The organism is uncultured Microbacterium sp. (assembly GCF_945952435.1).
Taxonomy (GTDB): domain Bacteria; phylum Actinomycetota; class Actinomycetes; order Actinomycetales; family Microbacteriaceae; genus Microbacterium.
Map to the genome: position 1 here is coordinate 85,650 of NZ_CAMFHZ010000008.1, position 14,394 is coordinate 100,043.

The following is a 14,394-nucleotide window of genomic DNA, read 5'->3' on the forward strand; positions in this document are numbered from 1 at the left end:
TCCCTGACCTCAGCGGACGACGAGACACCTCAACGGACGACGAGACGAGGCTCGATCAGCGCGTGCGCGGTGCCCGCCTGCACCTCACGCGGCGTCACGGTCTCACCCGTGGGACCCATCAGGAGCTCCAGCGTGGCCACCGCGACGTCCTCCGGGCGCTGTTCGACGCTGGAGAACCCGAGCGCCTCCGCCGTGGGGGTGTTGTCGAATCCGATCACGGGCACGCGCGCGGCGCCACCCGCCTGAGCCAGCAGCGCGCCGATCGCGAGCGAGTCGCTCGCGCAGACGATCGCATCGACCTCGTGCCCCGCGGATCCCACGACCGTCCTGGCCGCAGCGACATCCTCCTCGGCCGTCCACCGCGGCCCGATCGCACCGGCATCGGCCATCGCCTCGCGCCAGCCGCGCTCTCGGTCGTCGCCCGTCCCCGACCCGGACGGCCAGCCGAGGAACGCGACGCGGGAGCCGAATCCCAGCGCATGCGCGGTGGCCGCCCTGGTGCCCGCCGCGCCGTCCACGTCGACCCAGAGATGCTCGGGGGCGGCCAGGTCGTCCTCGCCCCACGGTCGGCCGAAGGCGACGAACGGGAGCCGCGCGTCGCCGAGCCAGCGCGTGCGGGGATCGCCGTGGAAGGTGCCGGTGATGATGGCCGCATCGATCTCCGAGCCCTCCCACAGCTCGGCCAGGCGTGCCATCTCGTCATCGGCCGTCCGCGCCGCGTAGACGAGCATGCGCATGCCGCGCTCGCTCGCGCGTTCGGTGAGAGCGTGCACGAACCGATCCAGCACGACGCCGGAGACGCCACCGACGTAGGGATCCAGATGCACCCCGATCGTCGAGCTGCGCCTCGTGCGCAGCTGACGCGCCGCCGCATGCCGGCGGTATCCGAGATCGAGGATCGCCTGCTGCACGCGCTCCCGGGTCGCCTGCTTCACGATCTCCGGCGTGTTCAGCACGTTGGACACGGTCTGCCGTGACACTCCGGCGCGCTGCGCCACGTCCTCGACGGTCGGCGTCCTGGCCATGTCTCTCCCTCCGCGGCCCCCGAGGACCCGCTGGATCACCCTCCCACTGTGGCACTTCTCACCTTGACATCGTCCGCTTCGGCCGCTTAGCGTGTTCCTCACGGAGTTTGATCGTTCAAATTCATGCGACGGCGCCTTGCCGCCGAACCACAGCACACCTCACCATGGATGCTCATCAAGGGAGAAGAGACATGACACGGCACAGCACACGCGCCGCGATCGGGGCCGGGGCCCTCGTCCTCGTCGGCGCGATCGCCCTGACCGGATGCGGATCGGGATTCTCCGGAGGAGGCGCCGACAGCACCACCGGAGCCACGAAGCTGACTTCTTCCGACAAGCCGCTCAACATCCTCATCGGATCCTCCGGCGACGCCGAGACGGACGCGGTCAAGGCCGCGGTCGCGGACTGGTCGAAGACGTCCGGCATCTCTGCGACGGTGACCGCGGCGAGCGATCTGAACCAGCAGCTCTCGCAGGGTTTCGCCTCCGGGTCCCCGGCGGACGTGTTCTACCAGTCCACCGACTCCCTCGCCGGCTACGCGTCGAACGGCTCTCTACTCGCCTACGGGGACCTGCTCAAGAACAAGGACGACTTCTACCCCAGCCTGCAGAAGTCGTTCACCTATGACGGAAAGCTGTACTGCGCACCGAAGGACTTCTCCACGCTGCAGCTGATCATCAACACCGACATGTGGGCCAAGGCCGGCCTCACGGACGCCGACGTGCCGAAGACCTGGGACGAGCTCGCCACGGTGTCGAAGAAGCTCACCGCCGACGGTCACGTGGGCCTGGCGATGAGCGGGGAGTACGCCCGCGTCGGCGCGTTCATGGTCGCGGCGGGAGGCGGCCTCATGAACGCCGACTCCACGAAGGCCACCGCCGACGCCCCCGGCAACGTGAAGGCGCTCGACTACCTCAAGGGGCTGCTGGACGCCGGCTCGATGAAGTTCGCGGCGGATCTCGGATCCGGCTGGGGCGGAGAGGCGTTCGGCACGCAGAAGGCCGCGATGGTCGTCGAGGGCAACTGGATCACGGGCGCGATGGGCACCGACTACCCGACCGTGAAGTACAAGGCCGTGGAGCTTCCCGCGGGCCCCGACGGCAAGAAGGGCACCCTCCAATTCACGAACTGCTGGGGCATCGCCGCCGACAGCAAGAACCAGAAGGCCGCCCTCGATCTCGTCGAGCACCTGACCAGCGCGGAGAGTCAGCTCGCCTTCTCGAAGGCGTTCGGCCCCATGCCGTCGATCCGCTCGGCCGCCGACGAGTGGAAGACGGACAACGCCGCGCTCGTGCCGTTCCTCGACGGCGCCGAGTACGCGCAGGGCATGCCGACCGCGAAGGGCGCGAGCGACGTGGTGACCGACTTCAACGGCAAACTCGGTTCGCTCGCGACCGGCGACCCGACGTCCATGCTGGCGACCGCGCAGAAGAACCTGGAAGCGCTGACCAAGTAATCATGGCCTCCTCCTCCGAGCGGTCTCTCCGCGCCGCGTCCCACTCGGGGCTGCGGCGTGGGGAGGCCGCATCGGGGTGGCTCTTCACCGCCCCGATGCTGATCCTCCTCGGCCTGTTCCTCGTCGTGCCGGTGCTCATGGCGTTGTGGGTGAGCGTGAGCGACTGGGGAGGTCGCGGCTCGCCGTTCTCCGGAGGCGTCTCGTTCGTCGGCCTCAAGAACTACGCGGCGCTGCTGCTCGGCGGTGGACTCGCCGAGGCCGACTTCGGCATGAGCCTGAAGAACAACGCCTGGTACGTCCTGCTCGTGGTGCCGTGCCAGACCGCCCTGAGCCTCCTCCTCGCCGTGCTGGTGAACCGGCAGATCCTCAAGGGCCGCGGCTTCTTCCGCACCGCGTTCTACTTCCCCTCGGTGACGAGCTCCGTCGCCATCACCGTCCTGTTCCTGTTCCTGTTCTCCACGACCGGAGCCGTCAACGCAGCGCTCGGATGGCTCGGGATCAACGGCCCGAACTGGCTCAACGACCCGTCCGGGATCCTGCACTTCGGCGCCACGTCCGGGCCTGCGGCCCTGACGCAGAACAGCTTCCTCGGCGTCTCGTTCTGGGACTGGATCGGCGGCCCCAGTGTCGCGATGTGCGTCTACATCATCATGGCGGTCTTCACGACCAGCGGAACCCTGATGCTGCTCTTCCTCGCCGCACTGCAGAACATCTCCGGCGAGGTGCAGGAGGCCGCGATGATGGACGGGGCGAACGGATGGCAGCGGTTCTGGCGGGTCACGCTGCCGCAGCTGCGCCCCACGCTGTTCACCGTGCTCACGCTGGGCCTCATCGGCTGCTGGCAGGTCTTCGACCAGATCTACACCGGCACCCGTGGCCAGCCGGCCAAGACGACGATCACTCCGGCCTATCAGTCGTACCAGTCGTCGTTCCTCAATCAGGAGTGGGGACAGGGCGCCGCGATCGCGTTCATCCTGTTCGTCATCATCATCGTCTTCACCCTCGTGCAGCGCTGGGTCCTGCGCGAGCGCCCGGTCTCCCGCCGACGCAACCGCCCCTACCTCGAAGCCGCCGCACGAGCCGCCTCCGCCGCTCGCGCGGCCGACGACCCGCGCGTTCCCGCTCCAGGCGGAAGGACATCCCGATGAGCGCCGTCTCCGCCCCCTCCGCCGCGGCACCGCGCCGGACCGTGCCCCGGCCCCGACGGAGCACCGCGCGCATCGCGTCGACCTCGGTGCTCTACGCCCTGCTCATCGCCCTCGCGCTCGTGTACATCTACCCGTTCCTGATCCAGGTGGCGACCAGCTTCAAGACGGATCCGGATGCCGCGTCGAACCCGCTGGCCCTCGTCCCGCGCACGTTCACGACCGAGGCGTACACCCAGTTGTTCCTGCGCAGCGATTTCCCCACCTGGTTCACCAACTCCGTCATCGTGACGGTCGTCGTGACCGCCGGGCGCGTGTTCTTCAACTCCCTCGCCGGCTACGCGCTCGCCCGCCTGCGCTTCCGCGGGCGCTCGGTCGTCTTCGCGGGCCTCATCGCCGTCATGAGCGTGCCGACGGTGGTGCTGCTGATCCCGAAGTTCCTGGTCATCAACACGCTCGGGATGTACGACTCCTACGCCGGCATGATCCTGCCGCTTCTGGTCGACGCCGCGGGGGTGTTCATCATGAAGGGGTTCTTCGAGTCCATTCCCGCGTCCGTCGAGGAGCAGGCACGGATCGACGGCGCCGGCACCTTCCGCGTCTTCTGGTCCGTCGTGCTGCCGATGGCGCGCCCCGCGCTCATCACGATCGTGATCCTCTCGTTCCAGGGTTCCTGGAACGAGCTGGCCCACTTCATCGTGTCGACCCAGTCGCCCGAGCTCACGACCCTGACCAAGGGCGTCGCGCAGCTCGCCAACGGGCAGCTCAGCCAGGGACGGCAGTATCCGCTCAAGCTCGCCGCGGCGATCATCATGACGATCCCCGTCGCCGTGATGTTCTTCGTCTTCCAGAAGCGGATCATGAACTCCAGCGACGGGGCGGTGAAGGAGTGACCCGTACGACGGCCTCGCTCCGCCCCCCGCGGCGGAGCGCCGGTCCGCCTCCCCCGTGACCGAGACCCTCATCCCCCGCGGGGCCGCCCCGCATCCCTGCCCCTCACGAAGGAGCCCCATGTCCGACTCCCCGCTGCAGCCTCTTCTCGACGATGCCGTCATCGTCCTCCACGCGCCGACCCAGGTGTGGTCGGACGAGACCGGAGACATGGGCACCGCCCCGATCCACGGCGTGTACCACGGTGACGTGCGCCACGTGCGTGCGCTCTCCGTCTCGGTGGAGGGCACGGCGGTCGAGACGATCGCCTGCTCCTCCCCCGCGCCGCAGCGCGCCGTGTTCACCGGCGTGCTGCGCGGGGTCGATGACGACCAGCCGGATCCGAAGGTGCGCCTGGATCGGGAACGGACGGTGCGCGCCGGCGGGGTCGAGGAGCGGATCCGGATCTCCTCGCATCGCGATGTGCCCGTTCCCATCGCGCTGACCGTGACGCTCGCCCCGGACTTCGAGCCTCTGCAGCGCGTCAAGGCGGGGCTTCCCGACCACGGAGCATGGGCATGGGACGGCGAACGCGCCTCTTCGGATACGGCGTCGTTCGCCCTGACGGCGCCCGGGGCGGTGGTGGCGGTCGAGGAGGACGCCCTCGCCGTGCGCTGGACGGCCGTGCTGGAGCCGCGTTCCACGGTGGAGTTCTCATTCGCGCTCGCCCTCGAGGATGCGACGCTGGTGGTGCGCGAGCCCGCCGCGGCCGCGCACGCGACCGTGCCTGCGGTCAGTGACCCGCGCCTGGGCCGCTGGCTGAACCGCGCCGCCGGCGACCTCGCCGCCCTGCGCCTCGCGCTCCCCGCACACCCGGACGACGCCTTCTACGCCGCGGGCGCGCCGTGGTTCTTCACGCTCTTCGGCCGAGACGCGATCTGGGCCGCACGCCTGGCGCTGGCCCTCGACCCGACGATCGCGGCCTCGACCCTGCGTGTGCTCGCGCGCCTGCAGGGCACCAGGAACGATCCGGCGACGGCCGAAGCACCGGGCAAGATCCCGCATGAGTTGCGCAGTGGTACGCTCTCGCTGCCGAACGAAGGCGTGCATCTTCCTCCGCTGTACTACGGCACGGTGGACGCGACGCCGCTCTGGATCTGCCTGCTCGCCGACGCCCGCGACGCGGGCATGCCCGAGACCGAGGTCCGCGAGCTGCTGCCGAACCTCCGCGCGGCACTGAACTGGATGATCGACCACGGCGACGCGAGCGGATCCGGGTTCATCGACTACGTCGACGAGACCGGCCACGGCCTGGCGAACCAGGGCTGGAAGGACTCCGGCGACTCGATCCAGTGGCGCGACGGCCGGCTCGCCGAGGGGCCGATCGCGCTCAGCGAGGTGCAGGGCTATGCCTACGAGGCGGCCGTGCGCGGCGCGGATCTGCTCGACGCGCTCGGCGAGGACGGCAGCGAGCCGTTGCGGGTCTGGGCCGCCGATCTGCGCGCCCGGTTCCGCGCCGCCTACTGGGTCGCCACCCCCGAGGGCCGCTACCCCGCGATCGCGCTCGACGCGCACGGCGCCGCGGTCGACACGCTCACGAGCAACATCGGGCACCTGATCGGCACGGGGCTGCTGGACCCGGACGAGGAGCGCACGTGCGTCGCGCTGCTGCTCGGCGACTCGATGTCGAGCGGGTTCGGGATCCGCACGCTGTCGACGGGTGCGAGAGGCTTCTGGCCGCTCAGCTATCACGGCGGCAGCGTCTGGGCGCACGACACCGCGGTGGCCGTCCACGGCATGCTGCGCGCCGGCTTCGCTCCCGAGGCTGCCGACGTCGCCGGCGAACTCGTCGATGCGGCCGAGGGCTTCGACTTCCGGATGCCGGAGCTGCACGCGGGCGACGCCCGGACGTCCGGGAGGTCCCCTGTCCCGTACCCCGCGTCCTGCCGCCCGCAGGCGTGGTCCGCCGCGGCGGCCGTGATCTGCGCGGAAGCGCTGGGCTGAGCGTCGAGGTCGTCGAGCGAGGACGCGCCGCGCGACCGAGACGAGACGCGGTCTCCCGCAGGATCACCGCGTTTCGTCTCGCTCCGGCTCCGCCGCTGCTCGCTCAACGGCCCCGGAAGGCCTCAGACGGCGCGCACGCCGTCCTTCCACACGGCCTCGACGAGCGGCACGCCGGGACGGTAGGCCAGGTGCACGCGGCTCGGGCTCTTCAGCAGCACCAGGTCGGCGCGCATCCCCGGAGCGATGCGGCCGATGTCGTCGCGGCGCAGGGCCGCCGCTCCCCCGGCCGTCGCCGCGTGGATCGCCTCGGCGACCGTCATCCGCATGTCGCGCACGGCGACCGCGATGCAGAAGGGCATCGACGAGGTGAAGCTCGATCCGGGGTTCGTGTCGCAGGCGATCGCGACCGTCACGCCGGCGTCGATGAGCCGACGGGCATCCGGGTAGGGCTGGCGGGTGGAGAACTCCACTCCCGGCAGCAGGGTGAGGACGGTGTCGGATCCGGCGAGCGCCGTCACGTCGCCGTCGGTGAGGTAGGTGCCGTGATCGATCGAGGCCGCGCCGAGCTCGACGGCGAGCTGCACTCCCTCGCCGGGGCCGAGCTGGCTCGCGTGCACGCGCGGCTCCAGCCCGCGGGAGATCCCCGCCTCGAGCACGCGGCGCGACTGCTCCACGGTGAACGCGCCCGTTTCGCAGAACACGTCGATCCACTTCACGTGCGGGGCGCAGGCGTCGAGCATCGGCCCCGTCACGAGGTCGACGTACTCGTCGCCGCGGTCCGCGTACTCCGCCGGGACGACATGCGCCCCGAGGAAGGTGACCTCGGGGGTGACCTCGGCGGCGAGGCGCACCAGACGCTCCTCGGTCGCGACGTCGAGGCCGTAGCCGCTCTTGATCTCGACCGTCGTCGTGCCCTGGGCGAGCATCTCGTCGAGGAAGCAGCGCAGGCGTCCCCGCAGCTCGTCGTCGGACGCCGCGCGCGTCGCCGCGACCGTGGATCGTATGCCCCCTGCGGCATACTTCTGGCCCTGCATGCGCGCCTCGAACTCGGCCGCGCGGTCGCCGCCGAAGACGAGGTGGCTGTGGCTGTCCACGAAGCCCGGGATCACCGCCTGCCCCGCCGCGTCCACCACCGCAACAGCTCCATCTATTTCTGCCGAACCGAGGGATTCGGCGCTCGAAACCGACGGTTCGGCAGAAATAGACGGAGCCAGGGGGGCGTCCGCCGCAGCGCCGACCCAGACGATCCGGTCGCCCTCGATGAGCACGGCGGCGTCGTGCAGCGTGCCGCAGAGGTCGTCGCCCGCAGCGACGTTGGTCGTCAACTCGCCGATGTTCGTGATCAGGGTCCTCATGTGCACAGTCTTCCGTCTTCCTTGGGGATCGTTGAGGGGGCGCAGGTCTGCGGGAGACCGCGTTTCTTCTCGGTCGCGCGGCGCGCGTCCTCGCCCAACGACCCCGACCTCGCCGCGGGCCGACTCGGGCGCGGGACGGGCCCGTGCTCACCGCGTTTCGTCTCGGTCGCGCGGCGCGCGGCCTCGCTCAACGACCCGACCTCACCCCGGGGAAGACCGGGCTCAGAGACCCATCGGGACGGTGAGGCCGCGCTCGCGGGCGATGTCCTTCGCGTGGTCGTAGCCAGCGTCGACGTGCCGCATGACGCCGGTACCCGGGTCGTTGGTGAGCACGCGCTCGAGCTTCTCGGCGGCCAGGGCGGATCCGTCCGCCACGGTCACCTGGCCGGCGTGGATGGAGCGGCCGATGCCGACTCCGCCGCCGTGGTGCAGCGACACCCAGCTCGCGCCCGAGGCCGTGTTCAGCAGGGCGTTGAGCAGCGGCCAGTCGGCGATCGCGTCGGATCCGTCCTTCATGGCCTCGGTCTCGCGGTACGGGCTGGCGACCGATCCGGAGTCGAGGTGGTCGCGGCCGATCACGATCGGCGCGCTCAGCTCGCCCGAGGCGACCATCTCGTTGAACTTCAGGCCCGCGAGGTGGCGCTCCTTGTAGCCCAGCCAGCAGATGCGGGCGGGCAGGCCCTCGAAGTGCACCCTCTCACCGGCCTTCTCCAGCCAGCGGTGCAGCGCGGCGTCCTCGGGGAAGAGCTCCGCGATGGCGCGGTCGGTCTTGTAGATGTCCTCCGGGTCGCCCGAGAGCGCCGCCCAGCGGAACGGGCCGCGGCCCTCTTCGAACTGCGGGCGGATGTACGCCGGCACGAAACCGGGGAACTCGAACGCGCGGTCGAAACCGCCGAGCACCGCTTCGGCGCGGATCGAGTTGCCGTAGTCGAAGACCGCGGCGCCCGCGTCCTGGAAGGCCACCATCGCGCGGACCTGCGCGGCCATGGCCTCGCGGGAGCGGCGGGTGAACTCCTCGGGGTCGCGCTCGGCCTCGGCCTTCCAGTCCTCGACCGAGATCCCGATCGGCAGGTACGCCAGCGGGTCGTGCGCGCTGGTCTGGTCGGTGACGATGTCGATCGGCACGCCCCGGCGCAGCAGCTCGGGGAAGACCTCGGCCGCGTTGCCGACGATGCCGACGGAGAGCGCCTCGCCGGCGTCCTTCGCCGCCACCGCACGCTCGATCGCCGCGTCGAGGTCGGTCTCGTAGACGTCGAGGTAGCCGTGGTCGACGCGGCGCGCGAGACGCGACTCGTCGACGTCGACGATGAGGCAGACGCCGTCGTTCAGGGTGACGGCGAGCGGCTGCGCACCGCCCATGCCGCCGGCGCCGCCGGTGAGCGAGAGGGTGCCCTTGAGCGAGTCCCTGCCGAGCGAGCGGGCCACCGCGGCGAACGTCTCGTACGTGCCCTGCAGGATGCCCTGGGATCCGATGTAGATCCAGGATCCGGCCGTCATCTGGCCGTACATCATCAGGCCCTCGGCCTCGAGCCTGCGGAACTCGGGCCAGGTCGCCCAGTCGCCGACGAGGTTGGAATTGGCGATGAGCACGCGCGGCGCCCACTCGTGCGTGCGGAACACGCCGACCGGCTTGCCGGACTGCACGAGCAGGGTCTCGTCGGGCTCGAGCTCGTCGAGGGTGCGCACGATCGCGTCGTAGGCCTCCCAGCTGCGCGCGGCACGACCGGTACCGCCGTAGACCACGAGGTCCTCGGGGTGCTCGGCGACCTCGGGGTCGAGGTTGTTCATGAGCATGCGCTTGGCGGCCTCGGCGCCCCAGCTCTTCGCGGTGCGCTGGTTGCCGCGGGGGGCGCGGATGGAGCGGGTCGGATCCGACAGCGTCGGGCCGCCCGCCGGAGAAACCGCAGGAGAAGTGGTGGTGTCAGTCATTCGCGTGCTCCTTCGCAATCGCAGCGATCCGGCCGGACTGCACGAGCGCAGCGACGGCCTCCATGTCCGGGCTGAGGAATCGGTCCGGGCCGGGGCCTCCGGCCACGGTGCGGACGAGGTCGCGGACCGCGCCCGTGGCGGGTCCGGCCTCGAGCGGCGCGCGCAGGTCGAGCGCACGGGCGCCGGTGAGGATCTCGATCGCGAGGACGCGGCCGAGGCCATCGATCGCGCGGCGGAGCTTGCGGGCCGCGGCCCAGCCCATCGAGACGTGGTCCTCCTGCATCGCGGAGGACGGGATCGAGTCGACCGAGGCGGGCACGGCGAGCCGCTTGAGCTCCGAGACGATGCCGGCGGCGGCGTACTGGGCGATCATCAGACCGGAGTCGACGCCGACTTCGTCGGCGAGGAACGGCGGCAGGCCCTGGCTGCGGGCCGGGTCCAGCGCGCGGTCGGTGCGGCGCTCGGCGACCGAGGCGACGTCGGCGACCGAGATCGCGAGGAAGTCGAGCACGGCGGCGACGGGCGCGCCGTGGAAGTTGCCGTTGGACTCGATGCGGCCGTCGCTCGTGACGACGGGGTTGTCCACGACGCTCGCGAGCTCGCGCTCGGCAATCGTGGCGGCGTAGGACGCGGTGTCGCGAGCGGCGCCGTGCACCTGCGGCGAGCAGCGCAGCGAGTAGGCGTCCTGCACCCGGCCGTCCTCCGGGCCCTTGTGGCTGTGCACCATCGGGGAGGATCCGAGGAACGCGCGCAGGTGCGCCGCGGAGACGGCCTGGCCGAGCTGCGGGCGCAGCGCCATGAGGTCGGCCGCGAAGACCGCGTCGGTGCCGAGCTGCGACTCGATCGACATCGCCGCCGAGATGTCGGCCGTGAGGAAGAGGTCCTCGAGGTCGTGCAGGGCGAGGACGAGCATGCCGAGCATGCCGTCGGTGCCGTTGATGAGGGCGAGGCCCTCCTTCTCCACGAGCTGCAGGGGCTCGATGCCGGCCGCGGCCAGCGCGTCGGCGGCGGGGACCTTCTCGCCGGACGCGTCGCGGACGTCCCCCTCGCCCATCGCGGCGAGCGCGACGTGGGCGAGCGGGGCGAGGTCGCCCGAGCAGCCGAGGGAGCCGTACTCGCGGACGATCGGGGTGATGCCGGCGTTCAGCATCGCGGCGTACGTCTCGACGACCTGCGGGCGTACGCCGGTGTGGCCGGAGGCGAGGGTCTGCAGGCGCAGCAGCTGGAGCGCGCGGACGACCTCGGTCTCGACTTCGGCCCCGGTGCCGGCGGCGTGCGAGCGGATGAGGCTCTGCTGCAGCTGCCGACGACGATCGGGGGCGATGAAGGTGGTGGCGAGCGCGCCGAAGCCGGTCGAGACGCCGTAGTGCGGATTCGGGTCGGCGGCCATGCCGTCGATGACGCCGCGGGCGGCCGCGACGCGGTCCAGGGCGCCGGCGTCGATCACGATCGGGGCGTGGTGCCGCGCGACCGCGACGACGTCCTCGGCGCGGAGGGGCGCGGCACCGACGAGCACGGGAGAAGTGTGAGGCATGCTTCGATTCCACACCCTCGATCTCCGCGCGAACAGGGCGCGGGACGTCACTCTGTCTGAGATCACAGACACGCGACGGAGGGCCGCATGCTGCCCCGCCGGCCCGGCCGAGGACGCACCCCGCCGTGGACGCCGAGCGCATCGTGCACTCGGCGATCGTCCAGGTCGGAGGCACCGGCGCGGCCGTGCTCGCCGGTTTCACCGAGGGGGATCTCCGCGAGCACGCGATCCCCGGCCATCAGCATCGTGACCCGCTCGGAGTCCCTCGCGGTGCTCAGCGACGGAGAGCTGCTCGCCTCCGCGTCGGCGATCCTCGTCGTGCTCGACGCCGCGTCGCGGGAGATCCGACGGCGCCCTCGCGGTGCCGCTCGACGCCGCAGCGGAGACGCCCTGGCAGCAGGTTGCGATGGTGCGCCGGATCCACGAGCGCGGCTTCCGCGGCGTGGCGATGCCGGGAGCCGGCGCACCCGATCCCGGGGCGCAGCGGCTCGCGGATCGGGTGGGTCCGCTGCCGTTGCAATGCGCGGTACGCGCTGCGCTCGGCGACGGGCTGGTTCGTCCGCGTCGACAGCCTCGGGCTCGAGCAGCTGCTGCTGGCCTGGATCGGCAACGACACGTTCGTGCCCGCAGCGGAGTCGCTCCTCGCGCCCTTGCGGGGCGCGAGCGGCGATCTGCTGCGCACGCTGTCGGTCTATCTCGACCAGGAGTCGAGCCTGGTCGCGACCCCCGCGGCGCTGAATCTGCATCGCAACACGGTCGCGGTGCGGATCCGGCGCGTGCAGGAGCTCCTCGGCGTCGACCTCACGGATCCCGAGACCCGCCTCGCGATGCACCTCGCATGCCGCGCCGTGCTGGCCCCCGCCGCGGGCGGCGGCCCGACGCGGGGCGAACATGGCATCCTGGGACCGTGAACGCCGATCGCACCGGCCAGGGTGGCGGGACGGACTCGCCGAAGGGTGCCCGCGACGAGCGCCCGCAGGTCCCCGCAGCGGACCAGACCCTGCGGATCCTTCGCTTCCTCGCCCGGCGCGCGGGTCCGGTCGCCGCGTCGGCCTTGGCCCGAGAGCTCGACATCCCCCGATCGAGCGTCTACCACCTGCTCGCGACGATGGAGCGGTACGGCTTCGTGGTGCATCTGCCCCAGGAGCGACGCTGGGGCCTGGGCACGAGCGCCTTCGAGCTGGCGGGCGGGTACTCGCGCCAGGAGCCGCTCGCGCGACTCGGCCGGCCGCTGCTCGCCGCTCTCGCCGACCGGATCGGCGAGAGCGCGCACCTCGCCGTGATGACGGGTCGCGACGTGCTGTACATCGTCGAGGAGCGGGCCGCACGCCGGCCTGCGCTCGTGACGGACGTCGGCGTGCGGCTCCCCGCCGCTCTGACGGCCACGGGCCGGGCGATGCTCGCCGCCCTCCCTCGCGAGCAGGTCAGGGCTCTCCACCCCGATGCGGCGTCGTTCGCCGAGCGCACCGGACGCGGGCCCGCCCGGCCGGCCGAGCTGCGCGAGGTGCTCCGCGAGGTGCGCCGGGAGGGTTTCGCGCGGGAGGACGGCGAGGTCACGGAGGGCTTCCGCTCGATCGGCGTCGCCGTGCGGGACCACGTGGACTGGCCGATCGCCGCGGTCGCGGTGACGTGGGGGGACCAGGAGGACGTGGACGAGGAGAGGATCGCGGTCGCCGTCGCGGACACCGCACGGCAGCTCGGGCGACGCCTCGGCTACCGCCTCGGGACCCTGTGAAGTCCGCGGTCCACACATCATCGGAGCGGGGCGAAACGGATGTCGCGAGATCGAGACAGCGCGACGACGGAACCGCGACACCGGATCGCTAGCCTCTTGTCATGAGCACCACGCAGCATCGCGCGCCGCAGCGGTTCCGGCGCGTCGGCCTCGCCACCACCGCACTCGCCGGCCTTCTTCTCTCCGGTTGTTCGTCCCCCGCGGCGGGTGTGGGAGCGAAGGCCACTCCGGCTCCGGCGGCCACCACCTCCGGCAAGGCCCGGTCGGAGGTGCCGACCGTGCCCGGCTACGACGTCGGGCAGTTCCCACCGGTCCCGCTGTTCCGTCTCCCCGATCTGGGCTTGCTCTCCGGCTCGGCCGACGCGTTCGCGATCGAGATCAACAAGAGCTTCGCCGACGTCCCCGGCGTCACCGTCTCCCCCGCACGCTGCGACACCGGCGGGAAGGTCGTCTCCGGTGATGGCTCCGCGATGCTCTACGGTGACGGCTCCGGCAACTACACCGGACCCGACGGCACGGTGCAGAACTACGGCGACGGATCCGGCGTCTCCACCATCAACGGGGTCACGATCGAGAATTACGGAGACGGCTCCGGTGACTACACGTCTGGCTCCGTCCGCATCCAGAACTTCGGCGACGGATCCGGGACCTACACCGACGGCGAGGTCACGGTCGAGGTCTTCGGCGACGGATCCGGTAACTACACCGCTCCGGGGATCCGGATCGAGAACTACGGCGACGGGTCCGGCACCTACACGGCCGGCTCGGTGAAGATCGAGAACTTCGGGGACGGATCCGGCACCTACACCGCCCCGCGGATCCGGATCCAGAACGACGGCGACGGCACGGCCACGGTGAACGGCTCAGAGGTGAAGGCGGAGAAACTGGCGACCGTCGCGAAGCTCGGCTCCTTCCCACCGATCTCAGCCCTCGCCCCCATCACCTCGTGCGGCACCACCATCACCTTCCAGGACGACGTGCTGTTCGACTTCGACCGCAGCGACATCCGACCCGACGCTGCGAAGAGCATCGCCGCGGTCGCGCAGGTGCTCGTCGCCAAGAGCGTCGCGAACGCCGAGATCTCCGGCCACACCGACGCGATTGGCGACGACGCGGACAATCAGGACCTCAGCGAACGCCGCGCGCGATCCGTGGTCGCCGCCCTCCAGCAGGCGGGCGCGAAGACCGCCATGGATCCGGTCGGCTACGGCGAGACACGACCCGTGGCACCCAACGAGATCGACGGGCACGACGATCCGGCCGGCCGTCAGTTGAACCGCCGCGTCGAGATCTTCATCCCCGCCGCGGCTTGACCCGCCGACGACAGAACGACCGGAGAA

11 protein-coding genes are annotated in these 14,394 nt (G+C 71.2%); 7 read left to right on the forward strand and 4 right to left on the reverse strand.

Annotated features, from left to right (window positions below; genetic code table 11):
- Window positions 1–29: 29 nt before the first annotated feature.
- Window positions 30–1,025, reverse strand: a complete 996-nt coding sequence (locus Q0P88_RS06100; protein ID WP_295012149.1) for a LacI family DNA-binding transcriptional regulator — start codon at window positions 1,023–1,025, stop codon at window positions 30–32.
- Window positions 1,026–1,216: 191 nt separating this feature from the next.
- On the opposite strand from Q0P88_RS06100, the gene Q0P88_RS06105 reads away from it, so the two are divergent.
- The 4 genes from Q0P88_RS06105 to Q0P88_RS06120 all read left to right on the forward strand — a co-directional run bounded on the left by Q0P88_RS06105 (window position 1,217) and on the right by Q0P88_RS06120 (window position 6,501).
- Window positions 1,217–2,482 (forward strand): extracellular solute-binding protein, encoded by a 1,266-nt coding sequence (locus tag Q0P88_RS06105; RefSeq protein ID WP_295012151.1) that lies wholly within the window; start codon window positions 1,217–1,219, stop codon window positions 2,480–2,482.
- A 2-nt stretch (window positions 2,483–2,484) separates the two neighbouring features.
- Window positions 2,485–3,630 (forward strand): carbohydrate ABC transporter permease, encoded by a 1,146-nt coding sequence (locus tag Q0P88_RS06110; RefSeq protein ID WP_295012154.1) that lies wholly within the window; start codon window positions 2,485–2,487, stop codon window positions 3,628–3,630.
- Window positions 3,627–4,520 carry a carbohydrate ABC transporter permease gene (locus Q0P88_RS06115; protein WP_295012156.1) on the forward strand — a complete coding sequence of 298 codons (894 nt, stop codon included), beginning with the start codon at window positions 3,627–3,629 and terminating at the stop codon, window positions 4,518–4,520. Before Q0P88_RS06110 ends, Q0P88_RS06115 begins: the two co-directional genes overlap by 4 nt.
- 118 nt (window positions 4,521–4,638) lie before the next feature.
- A complete protein-coding gene (locus tag Q0P88_RS06120) occupies window positions 4,639–6,501 on the forward strand; it encodes a glycogen debranching N-terminal domain-containing protein (protein WP_295012158.1) in 1,863 nt (620 codons plus the stop codon).
- A 122-nt stretch (window positions 6,502–6,623) separates the two neighbouring features.
- Here Q0P88_RS06120 and hutI read toward each other — a convergent pair whose 3' ends face one another.
- The 3 genes from hutI to hutH form a co-directional block, all read right to left on the reverse strand.
- Window positions 6,624–7,856 carry an imidazolonepropionase gene (gene hutI, locus Q0P88_RS06125; RefSeq protein WP_295012159.1) on the reverse strand — a complete coding sequence of 411 codons (1,233 nt, stop codon included), beginning with the start codon at window positions 7,854–7,856 and terminating at the stop codon, window positions 6,624–6,626.
- Between the two features lie 222 nt (window positions 7,857–8,078).
- On the reverse strand, window positions 8,079–9,785 hold the full coding sequence (gene hutU / locus Q0P88_RS06130; RefSeq protein WP_295012161.1) for a urocanate hydratase: 1,707 nt from the start codon (window positions 9,783–9,785) through the stop codon (window positions 8,079–8,081).
- On the reverse strand, window positions 9,778–11,319 hold the full coding sequence (gene hutH, locus Q0P88_RS06135; protein ID WP_295012163.1) for a histidine ammonia-lyase: 1,542 nt from the start codon (window positions 11,317–11,319) through the stop codon (window positions 9,778–9,780). The genes hutU and hutH overlap by 8 nt, the downstream gene beginning before the upstream one ends.
- 401 nt (window positions 11,320–11,720) lie before the next feature.
- Here hutH and Q0P88_RS06140 point away from each other — a divergent pair, with 401 nt between their 5' ends.
- From Q0P88_RS06140 to Q0P88_RS06150, 3 genes are all read left to right on the forward strand, one after another.
- Window positions 11,721–12,230, forward strand: coding sequence for a CdaR family transcriptional regulator (locus Q0P88_RS06140; RefSeq protein WP_295012165.1), 510 nt, complete (start codon window positions 11,721–11,723; stop codon window positions 12,228–12,230).
- An 89-nt stretch (window positions 12,231–12,319) separates the two neighbouring features.
- Window positions 12,320–13,054, forward strand: coding sequence for an IclR family transcriptional regulator (locus Q0P88_RS06145; protein ID WP_295012235.1), 735 nt, complete (start codon window positions 12,320–12,322; stop codon window positions 13,052–13,054).
- A gap of 101 nt (window positions 13,055–13,155) precedes the next feature.
- Window positions 13,156–14,367 carry an OmpA family protein gene (locus Q0P88_RS06150; protein ID WP_295012167.1) on the forward strand — a complete coding sequence of 404 codons (1,212 nt, stop codon included), beginning with the start codon at window positions 13,156–13,158 and terminating at the stop codon, window positions 14,365–14,367.
- Window positions 14,368–14,394: the final 27 nt, after the last annotated feature.